The organism is Candidatus Nomurabacteria bacterium (assembly GCA_020631905.1).
GTDB lineage: Bacteria > Patescibacteriota > Saccharimonadia > Saccharimonadales > VXPC01 > JACKGQ01.
The window spans coordinates 588,343-605,550 of record JACKGQ010000001.1 but is presented as its reverse complement, the minus strand read 5'-3'; the positions used below and the strand labels follow the sequence as shown (position 1 = coordinate 605,550).

The following is a 17,208-nucleotide window of genomic DNA, read 5'->3' as shown; positions in this document are numbered from 1 at the left end:
TATATACTCTCCAAAAAAGAGTCTATTAAAGCAATTAACACATAGGAAGGAAACTATGATGGAATATTTATATGCCCATGAAAAAGCATGGGCTGAAAAACAACTGTTTAACGTCGAACGACGAATTAAAGAACTTGGCCTTGAGCTCGGCCAAATTTATGATCAATCATCTGAAACATGGCACGATAACGGACCTGCAGATGTGGTTATGAATGAAGTCGGCGGACTGTGGGATCGTCGAAGTTGGCTCTTGTCATTGACTGCACGCAAATTACATGCGTACCCGAAAACAAACGGCCGTGTATTATCGGCAGGCCACATCGGAGTTCTAAGGGTCAATAATCATACGCAAATTAAGGTATATTTGGGAAACATTAATATCGAATTAACCGACATGATTCATATTGGACCTCAAGCACCTATGTATTTAGCAGCTCAAGGTCGTAGACATGATGAAGAATTTTCTCTAAACCATAAAAAATATAAGCTCGAACAGATTATTGTTGGAAAAGCAGATATGTTCCACATCTAGTCCACATCTCCGCAATCTATAATGTGGAGAGTATAGAAATTACATCAGACGACTGATTGATGTTCGGGTATACTAGTGTTGATTTATGGGACAGGTACTATACAGAAAATATCGTTCAAAAACGTTGAGCGAAGTAATCGGCCAGCAGCACATTACTGAGGTGCTCGAAGCTGCCTTGAAAAAAAATCAGATATCGCACGCCTACTTATTTACCGGACCGCGGGGAGTTGGTAAGACGAGTATTGCTCGTATCTTGGCTCACGAGATCAATAATATTGAATACGACGAATCGAAAACTTATGTAGATATTATCGAAATCGATGCAGCCAGCAACCGGCGTATCGACGAGATACGTGAACTACGCGACAAGATCAACATAGTTCCTTCTTTGTTAAAATACAAAGTCTATATCATAGACGAAGTACATATGCTAACGCGCGAGGCATTCAATGCCTTACTAAAAACACTCGAGGAACCACCTGCTCATGCAGTTTTCATTCTGGCTACCACCGAACTACACAAGGTACCAGAAACCATAATTAGCCGCTGTCAACGCTATGCCTTTCGCCCAATTAGTCCAGAGACTGCCATCATTCAGCTTCGTAAGATTGCCAAACTCGAGAATATCCAGATTGACGATAAGTCGTTAGAGTTAATTGCCGAACACTCCGGAGGTAGTTTTCGGGATGCTCTGAGTTTACTCGATCAGCTAGCTAGCTTGTCTGACAAGGTTACTGAAACTGATACCAGATCAGTTCTAGGCGTTGCCAGTGCCCATACCGTATCTTCACTGATCGAAGTTATGCGTCAGGGCGACATATTAACAATAATCAACAATTACCGTGATGCTATTAATCGAGGCAACGATCCGACTGTCTTAGGCTTGCAGATAGCCAAACAACTACGTGCGAATTTAAACAAAAGCCCAGACACAGAAAACGATCTGAAACTGCTCAAACAGTTACTGGACTTGCCAAACTCACGTCATCCAGAAGCAGAGTTAGAAATAATATTACTCTCACAACCGAAGTCAGATGATACCTACACACAAGCACCTCAAACGTCAGACAAAGCCGGACAAAAAAAGACCAAGAAACCCATTATTGAAAAATCCGACAAAAAATCTGAGATAACGGTCGAGCCTGATACAAGTTTAGTCAATAAAGTTATAGAAGTTACTGATTGGCAGAAAATATTAGACCAAGTTAAGCTTAAGCGCAACACACTGTATGGTATTTTAAGAATGGCCAAAACTAAAGTCGAGGCAGGCGAGCTAACCTTAAGCTTTGCGTTTCCGTTTCATGTTAAACGGATCGAGGATGCAAACAACAAAAGCTTTTTAGAAAACTTAATTCATGATCTAGGAATTAGTTTCGGAGACTTACATATAGTCCATGATCGTAACGTAGAACCGCCTAGCACTGAATTCAGTGCCCCAGAAGAAGCCAAAACACCTGCCGAAGAACCCAAAGTACCAGAGAATGTTATGAAAATTTTTAAAGGCGCGGAGTTAGTCAATGAGTAGTTCTATGGATCCCAAAATACCGCCACACAACCTAGACGCCGAAAGTAGTTTACTCGGAAGCTTATTTGTCGATGCAGATGCAATTGTTCGAATTGCAGATATTGTTGTCAAGGAAGATTTTTACGATCAACGACATGGGTTGATCTACGAAGCTGTCAATAAACTTTATTCAGGGCATCGACCAATCGATGTTCTTACGGTCAGTAACCAACTAAAAGAAGATGGATTCTTAGATGTAGTTGGTGGATCGAGCTATCTAGCGGAACTTACTAATATGGTACCAACGGCTGCTCACGCAGAAGAGTACGCTGAGATAGTTGCCTCAAAGTCTACACGCCGAAAGTTAATCAAGGTGAGTGAAGAACTTGTAACGCTAGGCTACGACGAGGCAAAAGAGGTGAGCGAAGTAATCGATGCCGCCGAAACAGAGTTATTTAAAGTTAGCCAGCAACACATCCAGCAAGATGTCGAGAGCTTAGAAAATATTTTAGCAGCCAGTTTCGAGCGTCTAGACGAGCTCCATCGCGACAAAGGTAAACTACGTGGTGTTTCAACCGGTTTCAAAGATCTAGACAATGTTTTGGCTGGTTTACAGAAAAGTGATCTGATCGTCATCGCTGCCCGTCCAGCTATGGGTAAGACTGCTTTCAGCCTACAACTTGCCCACAATGTGGCCGTCAAAGCTGGCCAGCCAGTCTTGATGTTTAACCTAGAAATGAGTAAAGAGCAGCTGGTAGATCGACTTCTATCGGTTGAATCTGGAGTTGACGCTTGGAACATTCGTACCGGTAACTTAAGCGATCAAGACTTCGAGCGTATTGGTCGAGCCATGGGTACGCTTGGCGAAGCCCCAATTTTTATCGATGACACACCAGGACTAACCATAAGTGAACTCCGTACAAAAGCAAAGCGAGAACAGCATCAACGCCAACTTGGTTTAATAATTGTTGACTATCTTCAGTTAATGAGTGGTGGTGGACGTGGCAACGATTTTAACCGTGTCCAAGAAATATCCGAAATTAGTCGTGGGCTAAAGCTAGTTGCAAGAGAGCTAAATGTACCGGTGATTGCTCTGAGTCAGCTAAGTCGTAGTGTTGAGTCCCGGACACCGCCACATCCGCAGCTTTCGGACTTGCGTGAATCGGGTTCAATCGAGCAAGATGCCGACGTGGTAGCATTTCTGTATCGCGACGAATACTACAATCCAGAAAATACGCAGAAGCCAGGAATATTGGATGTAATGATTCGGAAACATCGAAACGGTCCAACAGACACAGTAGAATTATTCTTCGACAAAGCAAAACAGCGCTACCGTTCAATTAGCCATCGCCAAGCTCCTCCAGAAGATCCTTTTAAATAGACCTACAAATATGCGATAATAAGTTTAAGCGTGAATAGGGTGAAAAAATTTGTTAAGTTCGTACGTACACATTGGCCACTTGAGCTAAGTGTTTCATTGTTTTTAGCAGTTAGTTTGCTTCTACTTTTCGTACAATTAAGAACGCTAGTTGGTGGCTATAGCCAAGAAGAAAGATTAGTAGAGGTCGCCACAAATTCTTTCCCGAATTTACTTGATAACATTCTGTATTGGCCGTACTACTTACTCGTATACGCGCTCAGATTCGTCGTCACTGATGGCATATTAGCAGCAAGAATTATTAGTGCCAGTTTGGCTTTTTTGGCTACCTTCAACATCCTACTTATCATTAATCGATGGTTCTCGACAGAACTCGCGATCGTGGGCGCAACAGTTTTTGTTTCTTGTAGCTGGCTTCTCCAGATAGGTCGAGTTGGTACGCCACAGATAATGGGAATTGCGGTCTTACTGAGTATTTTTACTGGTATGCTCTGGTTAATATATCGACCCAAAAAAATACTACCGTCTATATTCACGGGAGTTGCATTAGTCTTTGGCATGTTTGTGCCGTTTATACCATTATTAATTCTAGCTGGTCTTCTGCTAGCCGTATTCAAAGAAAGAAATTTATTGAAAGTAGTACCGATCTGGCTCTGGGCACTTATAGGTATAGGCATAATAAGTATCATCTTGCTGTATGTTTTTGGTGGTCTAAAGAATTATGGCCAAACATCTAAAATCTTAGGTATTCCAGATGATTTGCCAAATTTACATACACTTCTAGTTAATTTGCGTTCGAGTTTAGCTGCAATTTTCTGGTACGCACCAGCGAATCCAGCCCAATGGGTTGGTAACCTGCCTTTATTAGATATATTTGGTGTGGTGATGGTAACTCTAGGTGTATATCACCATGAACGCACAAGTAGTGACCGGCGCAGCTTAATTCTTTTTGGTAGTACTTTAATAATCTTGCTTATGACGGCTCTTAGTGGCGGTATTAATAGCCCGGGCTTTAGTCTCCTATTACCACTGGTGGCACTTTTCATCATTAGCGGATTATATGAGTTTTTAAATTTATGGAGAAAAGTATTCCCCGTTAATCCAATTGCCAAGATTTTGTCGGTTATGGTGGTGGCCATATTGGTAAGTGTAAGCTCATACTATCAGCTAAGCCGATATTTCATTGCTTGGTCTAACTCTCCGCAGACAAGGGACATCTATTCTGTTAATATAAAGTAGTTAATTCAAGATATTTGGAGGAAAAATGGGTAAACTAGACCAGGCAAAAATGCTCATGCAAGTCAAGAAAGTACAGAAAGAATTAAAGAAAACGATTATAGAAGCAGAAGGTGGTGGTGGAGCTGTAGTTGTAGAAATGACTGGCGAACAGAAACTTAAAAAAGTTCATATTGATCCAGACGAAGTCGATCTAGAAGACATCGGTCAGCTCGAGAGTTGGATTGAAGAAGCGTTCCAAGAAGCTATTGCTCAAAGTCAAAAAGTAGCCGCAGAAAAAATGGCACCATTTATGGGCATGCTCGGCAACCTAGGTTTATAGGAGTAATTTTGTCTGCACTTTTGCCGAAAAGTCTAGAAGATCTAATCGAGGCACTTCGAGTCTTGCCAGGAGTTGGCTCAAGAAGTGCCGAGCGTTATGCGTACTATTTACTTAAAAGCGACCCAGCTAAAACCATCCAACTTGCCAGCGCCTTAGAAAAACTCCATTCTGGGGTAGGTTACTGCCAGAAAACCTTTGCACTAGTACCAGCAGATCAGACTCTGTCGAGACTATATACCGATCCTGAACGTGATAAAACAGTTGTGGCAGTAGTTGCAGAACCTTTAGACGTAATTTCACTCGAAGCCACCGGAAGCTTTAATGGTACATATCATGTTCTGGGTGGGCTCTTGAGTCCAATAGATGGGATAGGGCCGGAAAATTTAAGAATCGGTCAACTAATCGAACGCGTTAAATCAGATAAAATAAAAGAAATCATTCTTGCTACCAATGCAAGTGTCGAGGGCGAATCAACTGCATATTTAATCAAGCAAAACCTTGAAGGTTTCGATATTAAGCTAACACGTTTAGCTCAAGGATTACCGATTGGCACAGATATCGAATATGCCGATCAGATTACACTTAGTCGTGCCTTAGAAAATAGGCGGGAGTTTGCCAATGGATAAACAACTCCAAGTCATCGACCAACTTATCAAATCTGCCCAAAAAATCGTGGTACTACAAGCCGATAACCCAGATGGCGACAGTTTGGCTAGTAGCTTAGCACTCGAGCAGATATTAGGTGAGCTGGGCAAAGATGTATATCTATACTGTTCGATTGATATGCCTAATCACCTTAGGCACCTTGATGGTTGGGATCGAGTCTTGAATGTTTTTGCCAGTGACTACGATCTGGCAATCATGGTAGACAATGCAAGTGATTCGTTGCTACAGAACCTTCGAAACCGCGAGCAGATTAATCTAGAAAAACGTCCTCTAATAATTATTGATCACCATGCCACCGAAAGTACTATTAGTTACGCAGCAGCTAGTGTCATCGATCAAACAGCTGTTTCAACCGGACAGGTAATCTATCGCCTGGCTAAACAGATTGGCTGGAAGATCGATCAAGCCAGTAGTAGTTATCTTGCAAGTAGTATCTTAAGTGATACGCTCGGTCTTACAACTGACGCCATGAAAGGTAACTCTCAAGTCCTGCGCGATCTGGCAGAACTCGTAGACTACGGTGTCGACCTTGCCGAATTACACCAGAAACGACTTGAAAGCCTCAAATATAACCGCGCGCTTGTCCCCTATAAAGGCGAGTTATTACAGCGTGTCGAGTTTAGCAATGAAGGTACAATTGCGAGCATTGTTATACCGCACGACGAGATTAAAGAACACAGTATGAAGTTCAACCCAACGATTATTCTCGACGAGTTACGTATGGTCGAGGGGGTTAAAGTAACCCTAGGTTTTAAGCAGTACATGCAGGAGGGCAGGTTAGTCAGAGTTACGGTGCGCATCCGTTGCGATCGCAGCGCGCCGGTTGGCCAAGACTTGGCCGAGGCTTTTGGTGGCGGTGGTCATACTTATGCCAGCGGTATAAAATTCGAAGGCGCCGAACTCGATTTCGACACGGTTAAAAATGATGTTCTCCGCAAAACGCATGAGCTTTTAATCAACTACCTCTAGCGGTATACTCTTTTAGTCTGGAGCACTTTAGCAGGCTCCGGAGGCAGACAGGAGTCTGAAATGCATCGCTACCGGCGCCACCGCAAGGGCCCGAAGCACTACCAGAGCACAGAACGTGGTGCAATATTAGAGGCATCGTCACACGTAGGGAAGGAGAAACCCAAGGGTTTCAAATACGAAGGTGTCTTATACGGCAGAACGCTGCTCATGAAACTGAGAGGTAGCTACTGGTGCCGTAACGTCTTTGGAGCAGACTGACAACCGAAGAGACCAACCAAACGGGTGCGCTGGACTCCGTCTGCCACCCTACCCGTAGACTTAATTGAGATGAGTCTAAAGGTAGGGTATTATTACTGTAATGATTAAGCTATATAACACACTTACTCGTCAAAAAGACGAGCTCAAGCCGCTAAAAGCTGGTCAAGTGAGTTTTTATAACTGTGGTCTTACCGTTTATAGCCAACCACACATTGGTAACTGGGTTGGCTATATCTATTGGGATGTGCTTACTAGACTACTCGGGCACCATGGCTTGCAGGTCAATCGAGTCCAAAACATTACGGATGTTGGACACTTAACTAGCGACGATGACGCCGGCGAAGATAAGATGGAAAAAGGCGCTCGCAGCGAGGGTCTAACCGCCTGGGACGTTGCCGAAAAATATATTGCAATTGCCGACCACGAAGGTTATGAACTGCTTGGACTCAAACAACCAAAACTTATTCGTGCCACTAACCTAATCGACCAGCAAATCGAATTTGTAAAACAACTAGAAAAAGCCGGCTTTACTTATGAAATTCCTGGCGATGGCTTGTACTTTGACACAGCCAAACTTAAAGACTACGGCAAATTAGCCAAGTTAGATATTGCGGGACTAGAAGCAGGTGCTAGGGTATCGGTCGAAGGCAAAAAGAACATTACTGATTTTGCAGTCTGGAAGTTTTCGCCAGAAGATCAAAAACGCGACATGGAGTGGGACAGCCCGTGGGGTAAAGGCTTCCCGGGTTGGCACTTAGAGTGCTCGGTAATTGCCCGCGAAGGCCTAGGCGATCAAATCGATATCCATGCTGGTGGGGTCGATCATATTCCGGTTCACCATACCAACGAGATTGCCCAGACAGAATCGTTAACGGGTAAGCAGTTTGCTCAAATCTGGCTACATAACAACCATTTACGAGTTAATGATTCTAAGATGTCTAAGTCGCTTGGTAATGTTTACAGCTTGCAGGACATATTAGATAAGAGTTTTAGTCTGCAAGCTTTCAAGTTGCTCATCTTAAGCAAGCATTATCGGACAGAGGGCAATTTTACTTGGACAATCTTAGAAGCTGCTCAAAATCGGCTAAACAACTGGCAAGCTGTCGCCGACAGATCTTGGCAATTACCAGGATACGACAAAGACATATCAGAAGATATTGTGGCAGCCCTAGACGACGACCTCGACACACCAAAAGCCCTGGCTATCATCGACGTCTATTTTGACGATGTCGAAAAAGCCGGTAGGGCACCTGCAAAAGACAGCCTAACGTGCATTAGCGACTTGCTCGGCATAGATTTATCATCGGAAGACATATCTAGTGCTCAAAAACTCATGCTCGAACAACGTCGAAAAGCACGCGACAACAAAGACTGGCAAAAAAGTGACGAGCTACGTGATCACTTGTTGAAAGAGGGTATCGGCATCAAAGATACCCCCCAGGGTCAGCTCTGGTTTAAGCACGTCTAGCAGTGAGCTGTATTTAATAAGGCTACTATTTAAACGATGTCTGCCAAAAATGGCCATAGTTATTGCAGCATTTCACATTTAGTCCAACAAAACTCAGGCGCGACTGGTTTTGCGTTGTTCTAGATAATCGTCCAAGAGCACTTTGCTGCAACCTGCTACTGGTACAGCCACTAATGCGCCAAACAAACCTGCGAGGCTAGCACCGATTAAGGCTGCCAAGAACACTGTTAAAGCTGTTAGTGAACTACGCCTGCCTTGAATATAGGGTTGGATTGTTGCATTCTCGATCTGTTGATACACCAGAAAGTAAACAGCAAGTATTAACGCGATCTTAACGTTCACAAGCAAAGTCGACAGGACGATAATCGCTGCAGATATTGCCGAGCCAATTAGTGGAATAAGCCCAAAAACAGCTACGATCCCAGCCTTGGCTAAAGCATCTGGTGTACCAATTATCAACATAAATATTAAAGCGATTGACGCGGCGATGGCCGAGATTAGTAGTTGCCCGTTAACATAGCCAGTAACGACTTCTTCCATAGATTTGACCAACTTCTGCCTGCGACCAAGTTTCTTTTTATCGGTTAGAGCCCAGCCTTTGCGCACCCACTCAGGACCTTCAACTAGCATCATAAATGTCATTATTAAAACGGCTACGGTTCGAACAACGGTTGTGGTCAGTTTGTTAACAGCACCGACTACATCGTTGCTTGATGATACTCGCGAAGCAATATCTTTTGCGGCCTGGCTGATATCGTCTTCCAATTGGTATCTAGCCACAGTCCTACTCAAGAAATTATCTTGAGACCTAAAATTCTCTACTGTCTGCGGCAAATCACTTGCGAACGAGCTAATTTGCTTGGCCACTGGTGGAATCGTTATACTAAAGAATAAACTCAGAAATCCAACTACTAGGAAGAAGGCTACACCGGTAGCGATTTTACGGCTTTTGCTCGGTAGCATATGGGCAATTTTTCGGACAGCAGGATTCAGCGCGATCGACAAGAATACAGCCACACCAATTAGAGTGAGCGTGGGTAGAAGAGAGTCAATTAGTTTTAGGAACAATAACAAACCAATTACGAGCAAAGTGACTTTAGCAACCGTACGAATATCTAATTCGATTGTAATCTTATTATTCGATTTATTCATTGACATTATCATACACCAAGACGACTTTCGTTCCTATCTAAACAGGGGTACAATAGGTTTATGATAAATCGCACCCATTCGATTCCGATCGTCTTATTGACTGGGTTTTTGGGTGCAGGTAAAACATCGGTCCTAAACTACCTACTCAAGCAAAATCATGGCTTAAAAATCGGAGTGATTGTTAATGATTTCGGCGACATAAACATAGACTCACTATTAGTCAGTGCCCAAACAGATACTCAGCTCGAGCTAACTAACGGTTGCATATGTTGTAGCGTAGATGACGGCGAATTGGATGATGCAATCAGCCAACTGGCCTACAAGGGGAGTACTCTCGACTATATCGTAATCGAGGCCTCCGGCCTAGCCGAGCCAAAAGATTTAGCAAACATGCTACGGTTGATGCGCAACCGTTATGCGCACTTTGATAGCGTTATTACTGTTGTCGATGCAGCAAACTTTGCCAAAAACAATAAAGTCCACACAAGCGCACTAGCAAACCTAAATCTGGCAGATATCGTAATCATTAACAAAGTCGACCTTGTAACACAAAAAGCATTAGACGAGATAATTTCTACAATCAACTTTGCGTCTCCGCAAGCAAAAGTTGTCCGGGCTGAGCAAGGACAGGTTGATCCTAGATTGCTGTTAAATAGCGATTTGCCGCTCAACAATACAAGACAACTGAAACTTACCAATGGCTCGAACGACCACGATCACGAACATTTACATGAGTCATTCAGCTCGGTCAGTTTTACAACTGTTAAACCGCTCAATCCCGACAAATTCGAAGCATGGGCCGGTAAGTTAGGTGATGATATTTTTAGAGCCAAAGGTATATGTTACTTTGGAATGAAAGGCGTTGGACAAAAATATATTTTCCAGGCTGTTGGCACGCGTTACGAGCTCAAGCTGGATGAATGGGCAGGCCACGAAACCCCTTTAACTCAACTAGTTGTAATTGGTAAGAATTTAAGTCAGTCTGCTATCAAGAAAGAACTTGATGAGCTTATAGATTCAGAACCCGATAATATTTCTGCAGATACTTTAATGGATATATTTAAATATAAATAGGAGGTATCCTATGGCCGACAAATCAATCGACCCAGTCAAAACCAAAAGAATATCAGCAGAACTACGTTTGGCGGGCGTAACAAGGTACGGTCGACTAAAGAGTGAGGTTGATCATCTACCAAAAATAATCGGCGACAACGAGCATATCTTAGGCGCAATATACGGCACACATAATGGCAGCTCGGCAATGTTACTTGTGACGGATCTAAAACTACAGTTTATAGATGTCAAGCCGTTTCATGTCGTAGCCGACGAAATGCCTTACCACCTAATTGGAGACATCCACGTCGACTTTGGTCTACTCTACGCCAAGGTTACAGTCTTCGCTGGCCCAAAGACATTCGACTTTAGTTACGTAAACCAGAAATGCGCCAGAATCTTTGTAAATTCACTCGAAAGGCAAGTTTTGGCAGCTCGCGGCGGTACAAACAATAAAACTACAACAGTCGCTAAGCCAAGTAATCCCGATAGTATTGAGGCAGCAGTCCCAAACGACCCCGAGTTAAATTTTATTCATAGAAATAATTTGGCGGTTATTTCATCTTTCGGGAGCGACGGCTATCCTTATGGGGCTACCGTATTCTACTTCTGCGATTCAGGTGACCCGAGTATTTTGCATGTGATAACCAGAGACTCAACCCCGACTGCGAAAAATACGGCCAACAACAACAAAGTAAGTATAACGATTTCAGAAAAGAGTAGCTTATCGACAATGCACATACGCGGGCATGCCGATCGAGAAACAGACTATTCATTAGCTCAACAAAAACTAAGCGAATTTATTGGCAATGAAAAACTATTGCCAGAAGGCGTTATCCCACCAGTGGCTCAGCTCAACAAAGGTGAGTACATAGTACTAAGAATTACGATTGCTTCGATCTATCTTCACGAATACCATGGCTTTGCAGCTTAAGCCACTATTTCTATTCGGTTCAACAGATGGTATAATCGCAGGCGCTATTCGACATTAGTCAGACGGTCGGGGATCGTCTAGTGGTAGGACGCTGGGTTTTGGTCCCAGTAGCCGGGGTTCGAATCCCTGTCCCCGAGCCAGAAACAAGAAGATCTAGGTTTATCCTAGGTCTTTTTGTTTTCTCGCCCAGCGAGAGGATTCGAGCCCCTAGGCAGCTCGACTTTTGTCAAATTTATAATTTGTACAAAAGTTAGTAGATGGCATCATAGCTTTAGCTAGAATGCCATTGTGCGTTCATACTGTCCCCGAGTAAAAAATCGTTAGCATCTTCTTTTACTACAAACTTATTTGTAATTTGCTTGTGCTTGCTATTGCCATAAACAATAGTGATAATGTATCAAATTTAATTTGAGGTAACTATGGCAGTCGGTACTGAAGAATTCGCAGATTTTACACTTGAACGAGCAATGGATGCCGAGACAGTCGAAGTATTTAGTAATAGGGGTGGAAAGCTGGTCGAATTAGTCAGAGATGAAGGTGTCGAATTTGTGCGCCGAATATATATGCCCGATGCTGTAAAAGAAATTGAACAGGTTGGTGTTAAATTTGAAGAAGCTTTCGAAGCATTCGCGTATATGTTTGAAGCAGCTGGGTTAGAGATTGTTGATTGTGCATTAATTGAGTCAACACTACGATCTGGTAAGCAGCGAGTCATTGTGGCTAAGTACTTGGGCAGCCTGGGTATAGATACGGATATAATGACATTGCCTTTCGCAGCAAAAGTCGAACTTGCCGGCAGCATGGGTAGATTACTTACATCACATCCCGATTACATGCCAGCCTCTCAAGTATTCCTAACTGATGCATTTGCAGTTGATCCCACGACATCAAAAGCTGTTCTTGTTGACATCGATCCGTATTTAAAGCGTCGATACACCGACAGACTTGGTATTCTGGATACAGAAGGAAGTCAAGGTGCGATTCTCAGAATATGTGGACGAATTATTACTAAATGGGCCGTTGATGATGGAGAGCGCACTGCAATGGCTTCGGCTTATTGCAGATCAGCAGGTCATGTAATTACCGACGACTCCAGCTTGGAGTTACTTGGCCATTTTGGTTACGTTCACTTTATGGCTAACGGTATGAGCCCAGAACAACTTGAAGGAATGGGATATTAGCTGCTTGTACAGATGTAATTAAGTATCTAGTAGCTATGCGGCTGTTATATATTCAAAGCAATTAAATACAGTCACTAGCCTGATCCCCCGAGACTTTTGTGGCTTCAGGGGGATTTAGTCTGTTCTAGACAAAATCTAGCCCCGACGCTGGGTTCAGAATCTTGTCATCTAGGCTTCGATAAAAGTCAGTGCGTAGCCAATTTTATTGGCTCGGCCGGTACGACCAATCCGATGAACGTAGTCTTCGTAGCTCTGCGGGGTTGAATAGTTAATCACGTGCGAGACGTCGGCTACGTCTAAGCCACGGGCAGCTACATCGGTCGCAACCAGAACGGTGATTTCGTTGTTTTTAAAGCTTCTTAAGATCCGCTGGCGCTGAGACTGGGTCTTGCCACCATGAATCGCACTCGAAGCAATCCCGCGTTCTTCTAGTGCTCTAGACAGTCTATCGACACTCCGTTTAGTATCGTCGAATACGACGGTTTTAGTTACAGATTCTAGTAAGAGTAGGTTGTGCAACTTCTCCAGCTTTTCCATGTCAGAGCTATAGCTGACAATGTCTTGCTCGACATTACTGCTAGTATCGCCTGATTTTACAGATACATAAACTGGATCTTTCGAGAAACTCTCAATAATCGAACGCACCCGCTCGTCTAGAGTTGCCGAGAAGTAAAAACTCTGCCGATTTGGGCTGGTTAACTTCAGGATCTGGCTGATATCGTGCACAAAACCCATATCTAACATACGGTCGACCTCGTCGAGAACAGTAATATCGAAGTCAGACAAATCTAGAGTACCGCGTTCGAGGTGATCCTTGGTTCTGCCTGGTGTACCAATAATAATTCTTGGGTTTTGTTTGAGCTGGCGAAGTTGCAGTCCCATCGATGCTCCACCTATCAAAACTGCAGATTTAAGATTACTACCCTTTGATATCTTGTAGCACTCGTGTTCAATCTGCTGGGCTAGCTCTCTAGTAGGAGCCAAAATGATCGCTTTACTCATTTTATTAGAAAGTAAACGTTCGAGCATTGGCACAGCAAAGGCAGCTGTTTTACCAGTACCGGTGTCGGCAATGCCGATTACGTCTTTACCTTGCAAGGCGGCCGGAATAGTCTGATCTTGAATAATGCTAGGTTTGATAAAGCCCATAGCCTCAAGATTCTGCTTAACAAGCTCCTTGATAGGTAAGTCGGCAAAGTTATGCTTTGGGTTGTACTCTAAATGTGCCTGAGGTTTGGCTTTGGCAATAAATTTGGATGGGTGAATGTAAGCCTTCTTAGGTTGTCGGCTTCGTTGTTGAGGCTGGCGATAGCCGTTAGACCGATTATTTCGGCCACGCGCGCTATTGCGCCTTGAACTATAAACAATTTTTTTAGACATAAAAAAATGAATCCTTCTTTTAGTAAGTTTGTGCATCGATTGTCTACAATGAAAATCGAATTACTCTATTACTTATCGGATTCATCAGAAACAACACTATATTATAACATGCATGCTTTTGCAATACAATACTGCTTATGTCGGATACTCTTATATGTTCGCTTTACTTTCTAGGTGGCTGATATATTTTGACAATATTTTTTAGTGTTGTGGTATAATTGTCAGTATATTCACTACCATGAAAAATATTTTAGATTTAAGCGATATAAACTTAAGCCGGCGAGACACAAGTGTCTACGAAGGATTACTTGCGGCAGGACCAAGCTCGATTCGACAAATCGCCGAACTCACCAAGATTAACCGAGGTTCGGTCTACGAATCAATCAAGCTTCTCGAGAAAGAAGGTCTGATAAGTTTTACCCAGAAAGGCAAACAAAAGCGTTACTTTGCCGAAGAGCCAGAAAAAATTATCGAGATCATCCAACATAAACGTAACGAACTAAACGGGCTAGCCAAAGATACCATAGCTCTACTGCCAAAACTAAAGCAACGCACAAGTAAAATTGTCGCCAGTAATGTCCGTTTTTACGAAGGTGCCGATGGATTAGCAGTAATCCTGCGCGATGTGCTTACAACCGTCGAAAAGTTATCCAATAAAAACTACCAAGTAATATCTTCTAAGCCGATGCGCGAATATCTATATAAAAAGTTTCCTAGTTTTACCAAGCAGCGAATCGAAAAGGGTATCCATGTAGACGTAATTGCGGTTGGCGAAGGTGGCGATACCCCAGTTATCGCCAACCGAAAGTGGTTACCAGCAAAAGCTTCGAGCCCAAGCAGTTACACGATTATTTATGGCTCAAAGGTAGCAATAATTGGCCTAACCGCAACTAAACACAGTTACGGTACTATTACCGAAGACGAGGGAGTCGCCAATATGCAACGATTATTATTCGAAAACCTTTGGCAAGTTCTATAGTCTAACAAGCTTGTGTTATGCGCAGACCTTTCTGATATTCTCTAGGGATGTTACCGGGTCTATTGCCAGCTCATACGCGAAAGGGTTTGTATCATGCTAAATCAGTCGAATCGAGTGGTTCACGTTTAATAGTCGAGAAAGTCGCACCAGTACTAGGCTCTTTTGTTGTCAGCGAAGCTAGTCCACTCTGGTTATTACCCGCATTTGTAGCCGAAACAGAGCTTGAAAAAGACATACAACGCTTAGCTTTTATGCTTGGCAAAAACCATACACCAGATATCGAAGCCAGATTAAACAAACTGTTTTTGGTATTGGGTCGCTCAAGTTTAAACAATGATGGATGTATCGAAAACGGTTTAAGAGGCCAGCAACAGCCAGTCGAATATGCACTTTTGACTGCCGAGCTTGAAACTGGTCTGCCATGCATGACTCCTGTTGGTGAAGTCGATTCTGTACGGATTTGTGGTAACGATCGTTGCTATAATGCCCGGCACTATAATTTTGACTTCGGTAAGAAGATGTACACCCAAAAGCCTGTTGAGCTCAATCCCGATTGGTATCTACTTCAGCCAGATGGTAGCATCGAAACAATCTGGGGAGATACATTACCGCCAGTAATTGATTCTTTACGCTACTTTATAGATTTTCAATATCTTAATTACCCGTTTGTCGATTACGAAGATTCGCTGTTAAGCTCAACTCCTATGTCGCAAATAAAAGTTCACCCGATAACGGGTTGCTGGCAAGCAGCGGTTTACGAGACCAACACCCAAGGTTTAGCGAATACTAAAAATGGCTATGGCGTTATGTACGCCAGGGAAAAGTCAAGATCCATAAATCTGAATACTGGCGAAATCACTCAGGGCTACCGAAGGGGGAGTGTGCTAGCCCATATTCTAATCTGGGAGTTAACTGGGCACACGCTGATTCCCGAGCTAGAGCGTAATCATCTATGCAACTACCCTCGTTGTTGCAATCCACTGCACATTGAGCAAATCGACCCTGGTTTAAATCGCACCCACGGCCAACGGGCTAGGGCAGCTATCAACCGTCTGCCAGCCAGAAACCACGAAGCAGAGCATCTCTACAAGTTGCAACTTAAAGAGGCCGAGGCGGCTTTAGTTCAGGCATATATCGATATAGTTGGTCGTACCAATTTAAGGCGCTTAACCACTGTATGAACTATCCAAAAGTCCATATCTTCAAACCTCGCCAGCAAGTTTGCTTATGGATTTGTAGGTTTTTAGCTGCTTCCTAGCTCGGTGGGCGTTGTGCTCAGCGCGCGACTTAAATCTGGTGCTGTCCCACTCAAAATATATATCATCGACAATATCGTTAATAAAACGTGCACACAGCTCTAAGCTAATAATCCTGGCTGCTTTCAAGGCCTTTTCGATGTCGATTGGGCGGCCAGCCGATATAAAGTATGCCGTAATGACCTCGATTATTTCTGCGTTGCTCATAGGTTTAGAGTCGCTTCGACGACTTCCAATCAATGAGCGCAGCAAATCTCCCAGATCAACCATTGGCGACCCAATCATCAATGTATCAAAGTCGATAAATGTGAATGGCTGGCCAGCTCGATATAATGCGTTTTGAGTTTTGGGATCGCCATGAATCACTTGAGCTTCGCCTTCGACTCGACCCAGCTCGTTACTAGCCCTAATTGCCCATTCGGCCAGTTCGCGTGTGTGCCAGTCAATCTCTGGATTCTCGACTGTAAGCGATAATCGCCCGATGTGGTAGTCGATATCATGAAAATTCGGAATATGGAAAGAGGGCGTAGAGTCTAACTCAGCCAGATCGGCGTGAAATTTGCCTAAAAGACTAGCCAAAGCAATCGCCACCTCTGGCTCACCCTTGGGAGTTGAACGATCACAACTAATGTAACTAGAACTTCGCCATAAGTTATCGCTTTCGTCTTGCACAACGCACTGTGAGCCATAAGCCAGTAAAGGTACCGGCACCTCCCAACCACGCTGTTTCAGATAATTCGTAACCACTGCTGTGTCGCCGACAACCCGCTCATCAAATATTGGGCTAAGCCGCTGTAGAACGCTTCTTTGTCCGAGCTTATCTGTCACCAGTAGCGATAAATTAACTATTCCGCCCGAAAGCGCTTCGACCTTAGAAATTCCGTCTTCGTAAAAACCTTGTGATACTACTTCTGGTATATTTTGCATATTAATCCTTCTT

The 17,208-nt window shown here is 43.5% G+C and carries 17 protein-coding genes and 1 tRNA gene; 15 read left to right on the top strand and 3 right to left on the bottom strand.

Going from position 1 to position 17,208, the window contains the following annotated elements:
* Nucleotides 1-55 precede the first annotated feature (55 nt).
* From H6798_03100 to H6798_03060, 9 genes are all read left to right on the top strand, one after another.
* Nucleotides 56-532 (top strand): hypothetical protein, encoded by a 477-nt coding sequence (locus H6798_03100; protein MCB9821500.1) that lies wholly within the window; start codon nucleotides 56-58, stop codon nucleotides 530-532.
* Between the two features lie 85 nt (nucleotides 533-617).
* Entirely contained in the window at nucleotides 618-2,057 is a 1,440-nt protein-coding gene (dnaX, locus tag H6798_03095) for a DNA polymerase III subunit gamma/tau (protein ID MCB9821499.1), read from the top strand.
* On the top strand, nucleotides 2,050-3,417 hold the full coding sequence (gene dnaB, locus H6798_03090; protein MCB9821498.1) for a replicative DNA helicase: 1,368 nt from the start codon (nucleotides 2,050-2,052) through the stop codon (nucleotides 3,415-3,417). The genes dnaX and dnaB overlap by 8 nt, the downstream gene beginning before the upstream one ends.
* A gap of 30 nt (nucleotides 3,418-3,447) precedes the next feature.
* Nucleotides 3,448-4,653 carry a hypothetical protein gene (locus H6798_03085; protein MCB9821497.1) on the top strand — a complete coding sequence of 402 codons (1,206 nt, stop codon included), beginning with the start codon at nucleotides 3,448-3,450 and terminating at the stop codon, nucleotides 4,651-4,653.
* A gap of 25 nt (nucleotides 4,654-4,678) precedes the next feature.
* On the top strand, nucleotides 4,679-4,972 hold the full coding sequence (locus H6798_03080) for a YbaB/EbfC family nucleoid-associated protein (protein ID MCB9821496.1): 294 nt from the start codon (nucleotides 4,679-4,681) through the stop codon (nucleotides 4,970-4,972).
* A gap of 5 nt (nucleotides 4,973-4,977) precedes the next feature.
* Nucleotides 4,978-5,598: a recombination protein RecR gene (gene recR, locus H6798_03075; protein ID MCB9821495.1), complete on the top strand. Its 621-nt coding sequence runs from the start codon at nucleotides 4,978-4,980 to the stop codon at nucleotides 5,596-5,598.
* Nucleotides 5,591-6,607: a DHH family phosphoesterase gene (locus tag H6798_03070; GenBank protein MCB9821494.1), complete on the top strand. Its 1,017-nt coding sequence runs from the start codon at nucleotides 5,591-5,593 to the stop codon at nucleotides 6,605-6,607. Before recR ends, H6798_03070 begins: the two co-directional genes overlap by 8 nt.
* Nucleotides 6,608-6,667: 60 nt before the next feature.
* Entirely contained in the window at nucleotides 6,668-6,865 is a 198-nt protein-coding gene (locus H6798_03065; GenBank protein MCB9821493.1) for a hypothetical protein, read from the top strand.
* A gap of 100 nt (nucleotides 6,866-6,965) precedes the next feature.
* Nucleotides 6,966-8,333 (top strand): cysteine--tRNA ligase, encoded by a 1,368-nt coding sequence (locus tag H6798_03060; GenBank protein MCB9821492.1) that lies wholly within the window; start codon nucleotides 6,966-6,968, stop codon nucleotides 8,331-8,333.
* Nucleotides 8,334-8,426: 93 nt separating this feature from the next.
* Here the strand turns inward: H6798_03060 and H6798_03055 are convergent, their stop codons facing one another.
* Complete coding sequence (locus tag H6798_03055) at nucleotides 8,427-9,485, bottom strand: AI-2E family transporter (GenBank protein ID MCB9821491.1); 1,059 nt, start codon at nucleotides 9,483-9,485, stop codon at nucleotides 8,427-8,429.
* 60 nt (nucleotides 9,486-9,545) lie between these two features.
* On the opposite strand from H6798_03055, the gene H6798_03050 reads away from it, so the two are divergent.
* The 4 genes from H6798_03050 to H6798_03035 all read left to right on the top strand — a co-directional run bounded on the left by H6798_03050 (nucleotide 9,546) and on the right by H6798_03035 (nucleotide 12,653).
* Complete coding sequence (locus H6798_03050; protein ID MCB9821490.1) at nucleotides 9,546-10,559, top strand: GTP-binding protein; 1,014 nt, start codon at nucleotides 9,546-9,548, stop codon at nucleotides 10,557-10,559.
* A 10-nt stretch (nucleotides 10,560-10,569) separates the two neighbouring features.
* Nucleotides 10,570-11,472 (top strand): PH domain-containing protein, encoded by a 903-nt coding sequence (locus H6798_03045; GenBank protein MCB9821489.1) that lies wholly within the window; start codon nucleotides 10,570-10,572, stop codon nucleotides 11,470-11,472.
* Between the two features lie 66 nt (nucleotides 11,473-11,538).
* Nucleotides 11,539-11,612: transfer RNA gene (locus tag H6798_03040), tRNA-Gln, on the top strand.
* A 279-nt stretch (nucleotides 11,613-11,891) separates the two neighbouring features.
* Entirely contained in the window at nucleotides 11,892-12,653 is a 762-nt protein-coding gene (locus tag H6798_03035; GenBank protein ID MCB9821488.1) for a hypothetical protein, read from the top strand.
* Nucleotides 12,654-12,821: 168 nt separating this feature from the next.
* Here H6798_03035 and H6798_03030 read toward each other — a convergent pair whose 3' ends face one another.
* The gene (locus tag H6798_03030; GenBank protein MCB9821487.1) at nucleotides 12,822-14,033 is read right to left on the bottom strand and encodes a DEAD/DEAH box helicase; all 1,212 of its coding nucleotides are present in this window, start codon (nucleotides 14,031-14,033) and stop codon (nucleotides 12,822-12,824) included.
* Nucleotides 14,034-14,271: 238 nt separating this feature from the next.
* Between H6798_03030 and H6798_03025 the strand changes: the two genes are divergently transcribed.
* Together H6798_03025 and H6798_03020 are read left to right on the top strand one after the other, a co-directional pair.
* A complete protein-coding gene (locus tag H6798_03025; GenBank protein MCB9821486.1) occupies nucleotides 14,272-15,012 on the top strand; it encodes an ArsR family transcriptional regulator in 741 nt (246 codons plus the stop codon).
* Between the two features lie 47 nt (nucleotides 15,013-15,059).
* Nucleotides 15,060-16,193, top strand: coding sequence for a hypothetical protein (locus H6798_03020; GenBank protein ID MCB9821485.1), 1,134 nt, complete (start codon nucleotides 15,060-15,062; stop codon nucleotides 16,191-16,193).
* Between the two features lie 21 nt (nucleotides 16,194-16,214).
* Here H6798_03020 and H6798_03015 read toward each other — a convergent pair whose 3' ends face one another.
* Entirely contained in the window at nucleotides 16,215-17,195 is a 981-nt protein-coding gene (locus tag H6798_03015) for an aminoglycoside phosphotransferase family protein (protein MCB9821484.1), read from the bottom strand.
* Between the last annotated feature and the right edge of the window lie 13 nt (nucleotides 17,196-17,208).

Bases quoted from the DNA above. Each gene is read 5' to 3' on its own strand.
- H6798_03100 (MCB9821500.1), top strand. From the start codon at position 56: ATGATGGAATATTTATATGCCCATGAAAAAGCATGGGCTGAAAAACAA.
- dnaX (MCB9821499.1), top strand. From the start codon at position 618: ATGGGACAGGTACTATACAGAAAATATCGTTCAAAAACGTTGAGCGAA.
- dnaB (MCB9821498.1), top strand. From the start codon at position 2,050: ATGAGTAGTTCTATGGATCCCAAAATACCGCCACACAACCTAGACGCC.
- H6798_03080 (MCB9821496.1), top strand. From the start codon at position 4,679: ATGGGTAAACTAGACCAGGCAAAAATGCTCATGCAAGTCAAGAAAGTA.
- H6798_03070 (MCB9821494.1), top strand. From the start codon at position 5,591: ATGGATAAACAACTCCAAGTCATCGACCAACTTATCAAATCTGCCCAA.
- H6798_03065 (MCB9821493.1), top strand. From the start codon at position 6,668: ATGCATCGCTACCGGCGCCACCGCAAGGGCCCGAAGCACTACCAGAGC.
- H6798_03060 (MCB9821492.1), top strand. From the start codon at position 6,966: ATGATTAAGCTATATAACACACTTACTCGTCAAAAAGACGAGCTCAAG.
- H6798_03055 (MCB9821491.1), bottom strand. From the start codon at position 9,485: ATGAATAAATCGAATAATAAGATTACAATCGAATTAGATATTCGTACG.
- H6798_03050 (MCB9821490.1), top strand. From the start codon at position 9,546: ATGATAAATCGCACCCATTCGATTCCGATCGTCTTATTGACTGGGTTT.
- H6798_03045 (MCB9821489.1), top strand. From the start codon at position 10,570: ATGGCCGACAAATCAATCGACCCAGTCAAAACCAAAAGAATATCAGCA.
- H6798_03035 (MCB9821488.1), top strand. From the start codon at position 11,892: ATGGCAGTCGGTACTGAAGAATTCGCAGATTTTACACTTGAACGAGCA.
- H6798_03030 (MCB9821487.1), bottom strand. From the start codon at position 14,033: ATGTCTAAAAAAATTGTTTATAGTTCAAGGCGCAATAGCGCGCGTGGC.
- H6798_03025 (MCB9821486.1), top strand. From the start codon at position 14,272: ATGAAAAATATTTTAGATTTAAGCGATATAAACTTAAGCCGGCGAGAC.
- H6798_03020 (MCB9821485.1), top strand. From the start codon at position 15,060: ATGTTACCGGGTCTATTGCCAGCTCATACGCGAAAGGGTTTGTATCAT.
- H6798_03015 (MCB9821484.1), bottom strand. From the start codon at position 17,195: ATGCAAAATATACCAGAAGTAGTATCACAAGGTTTTTACGAAGACGGA.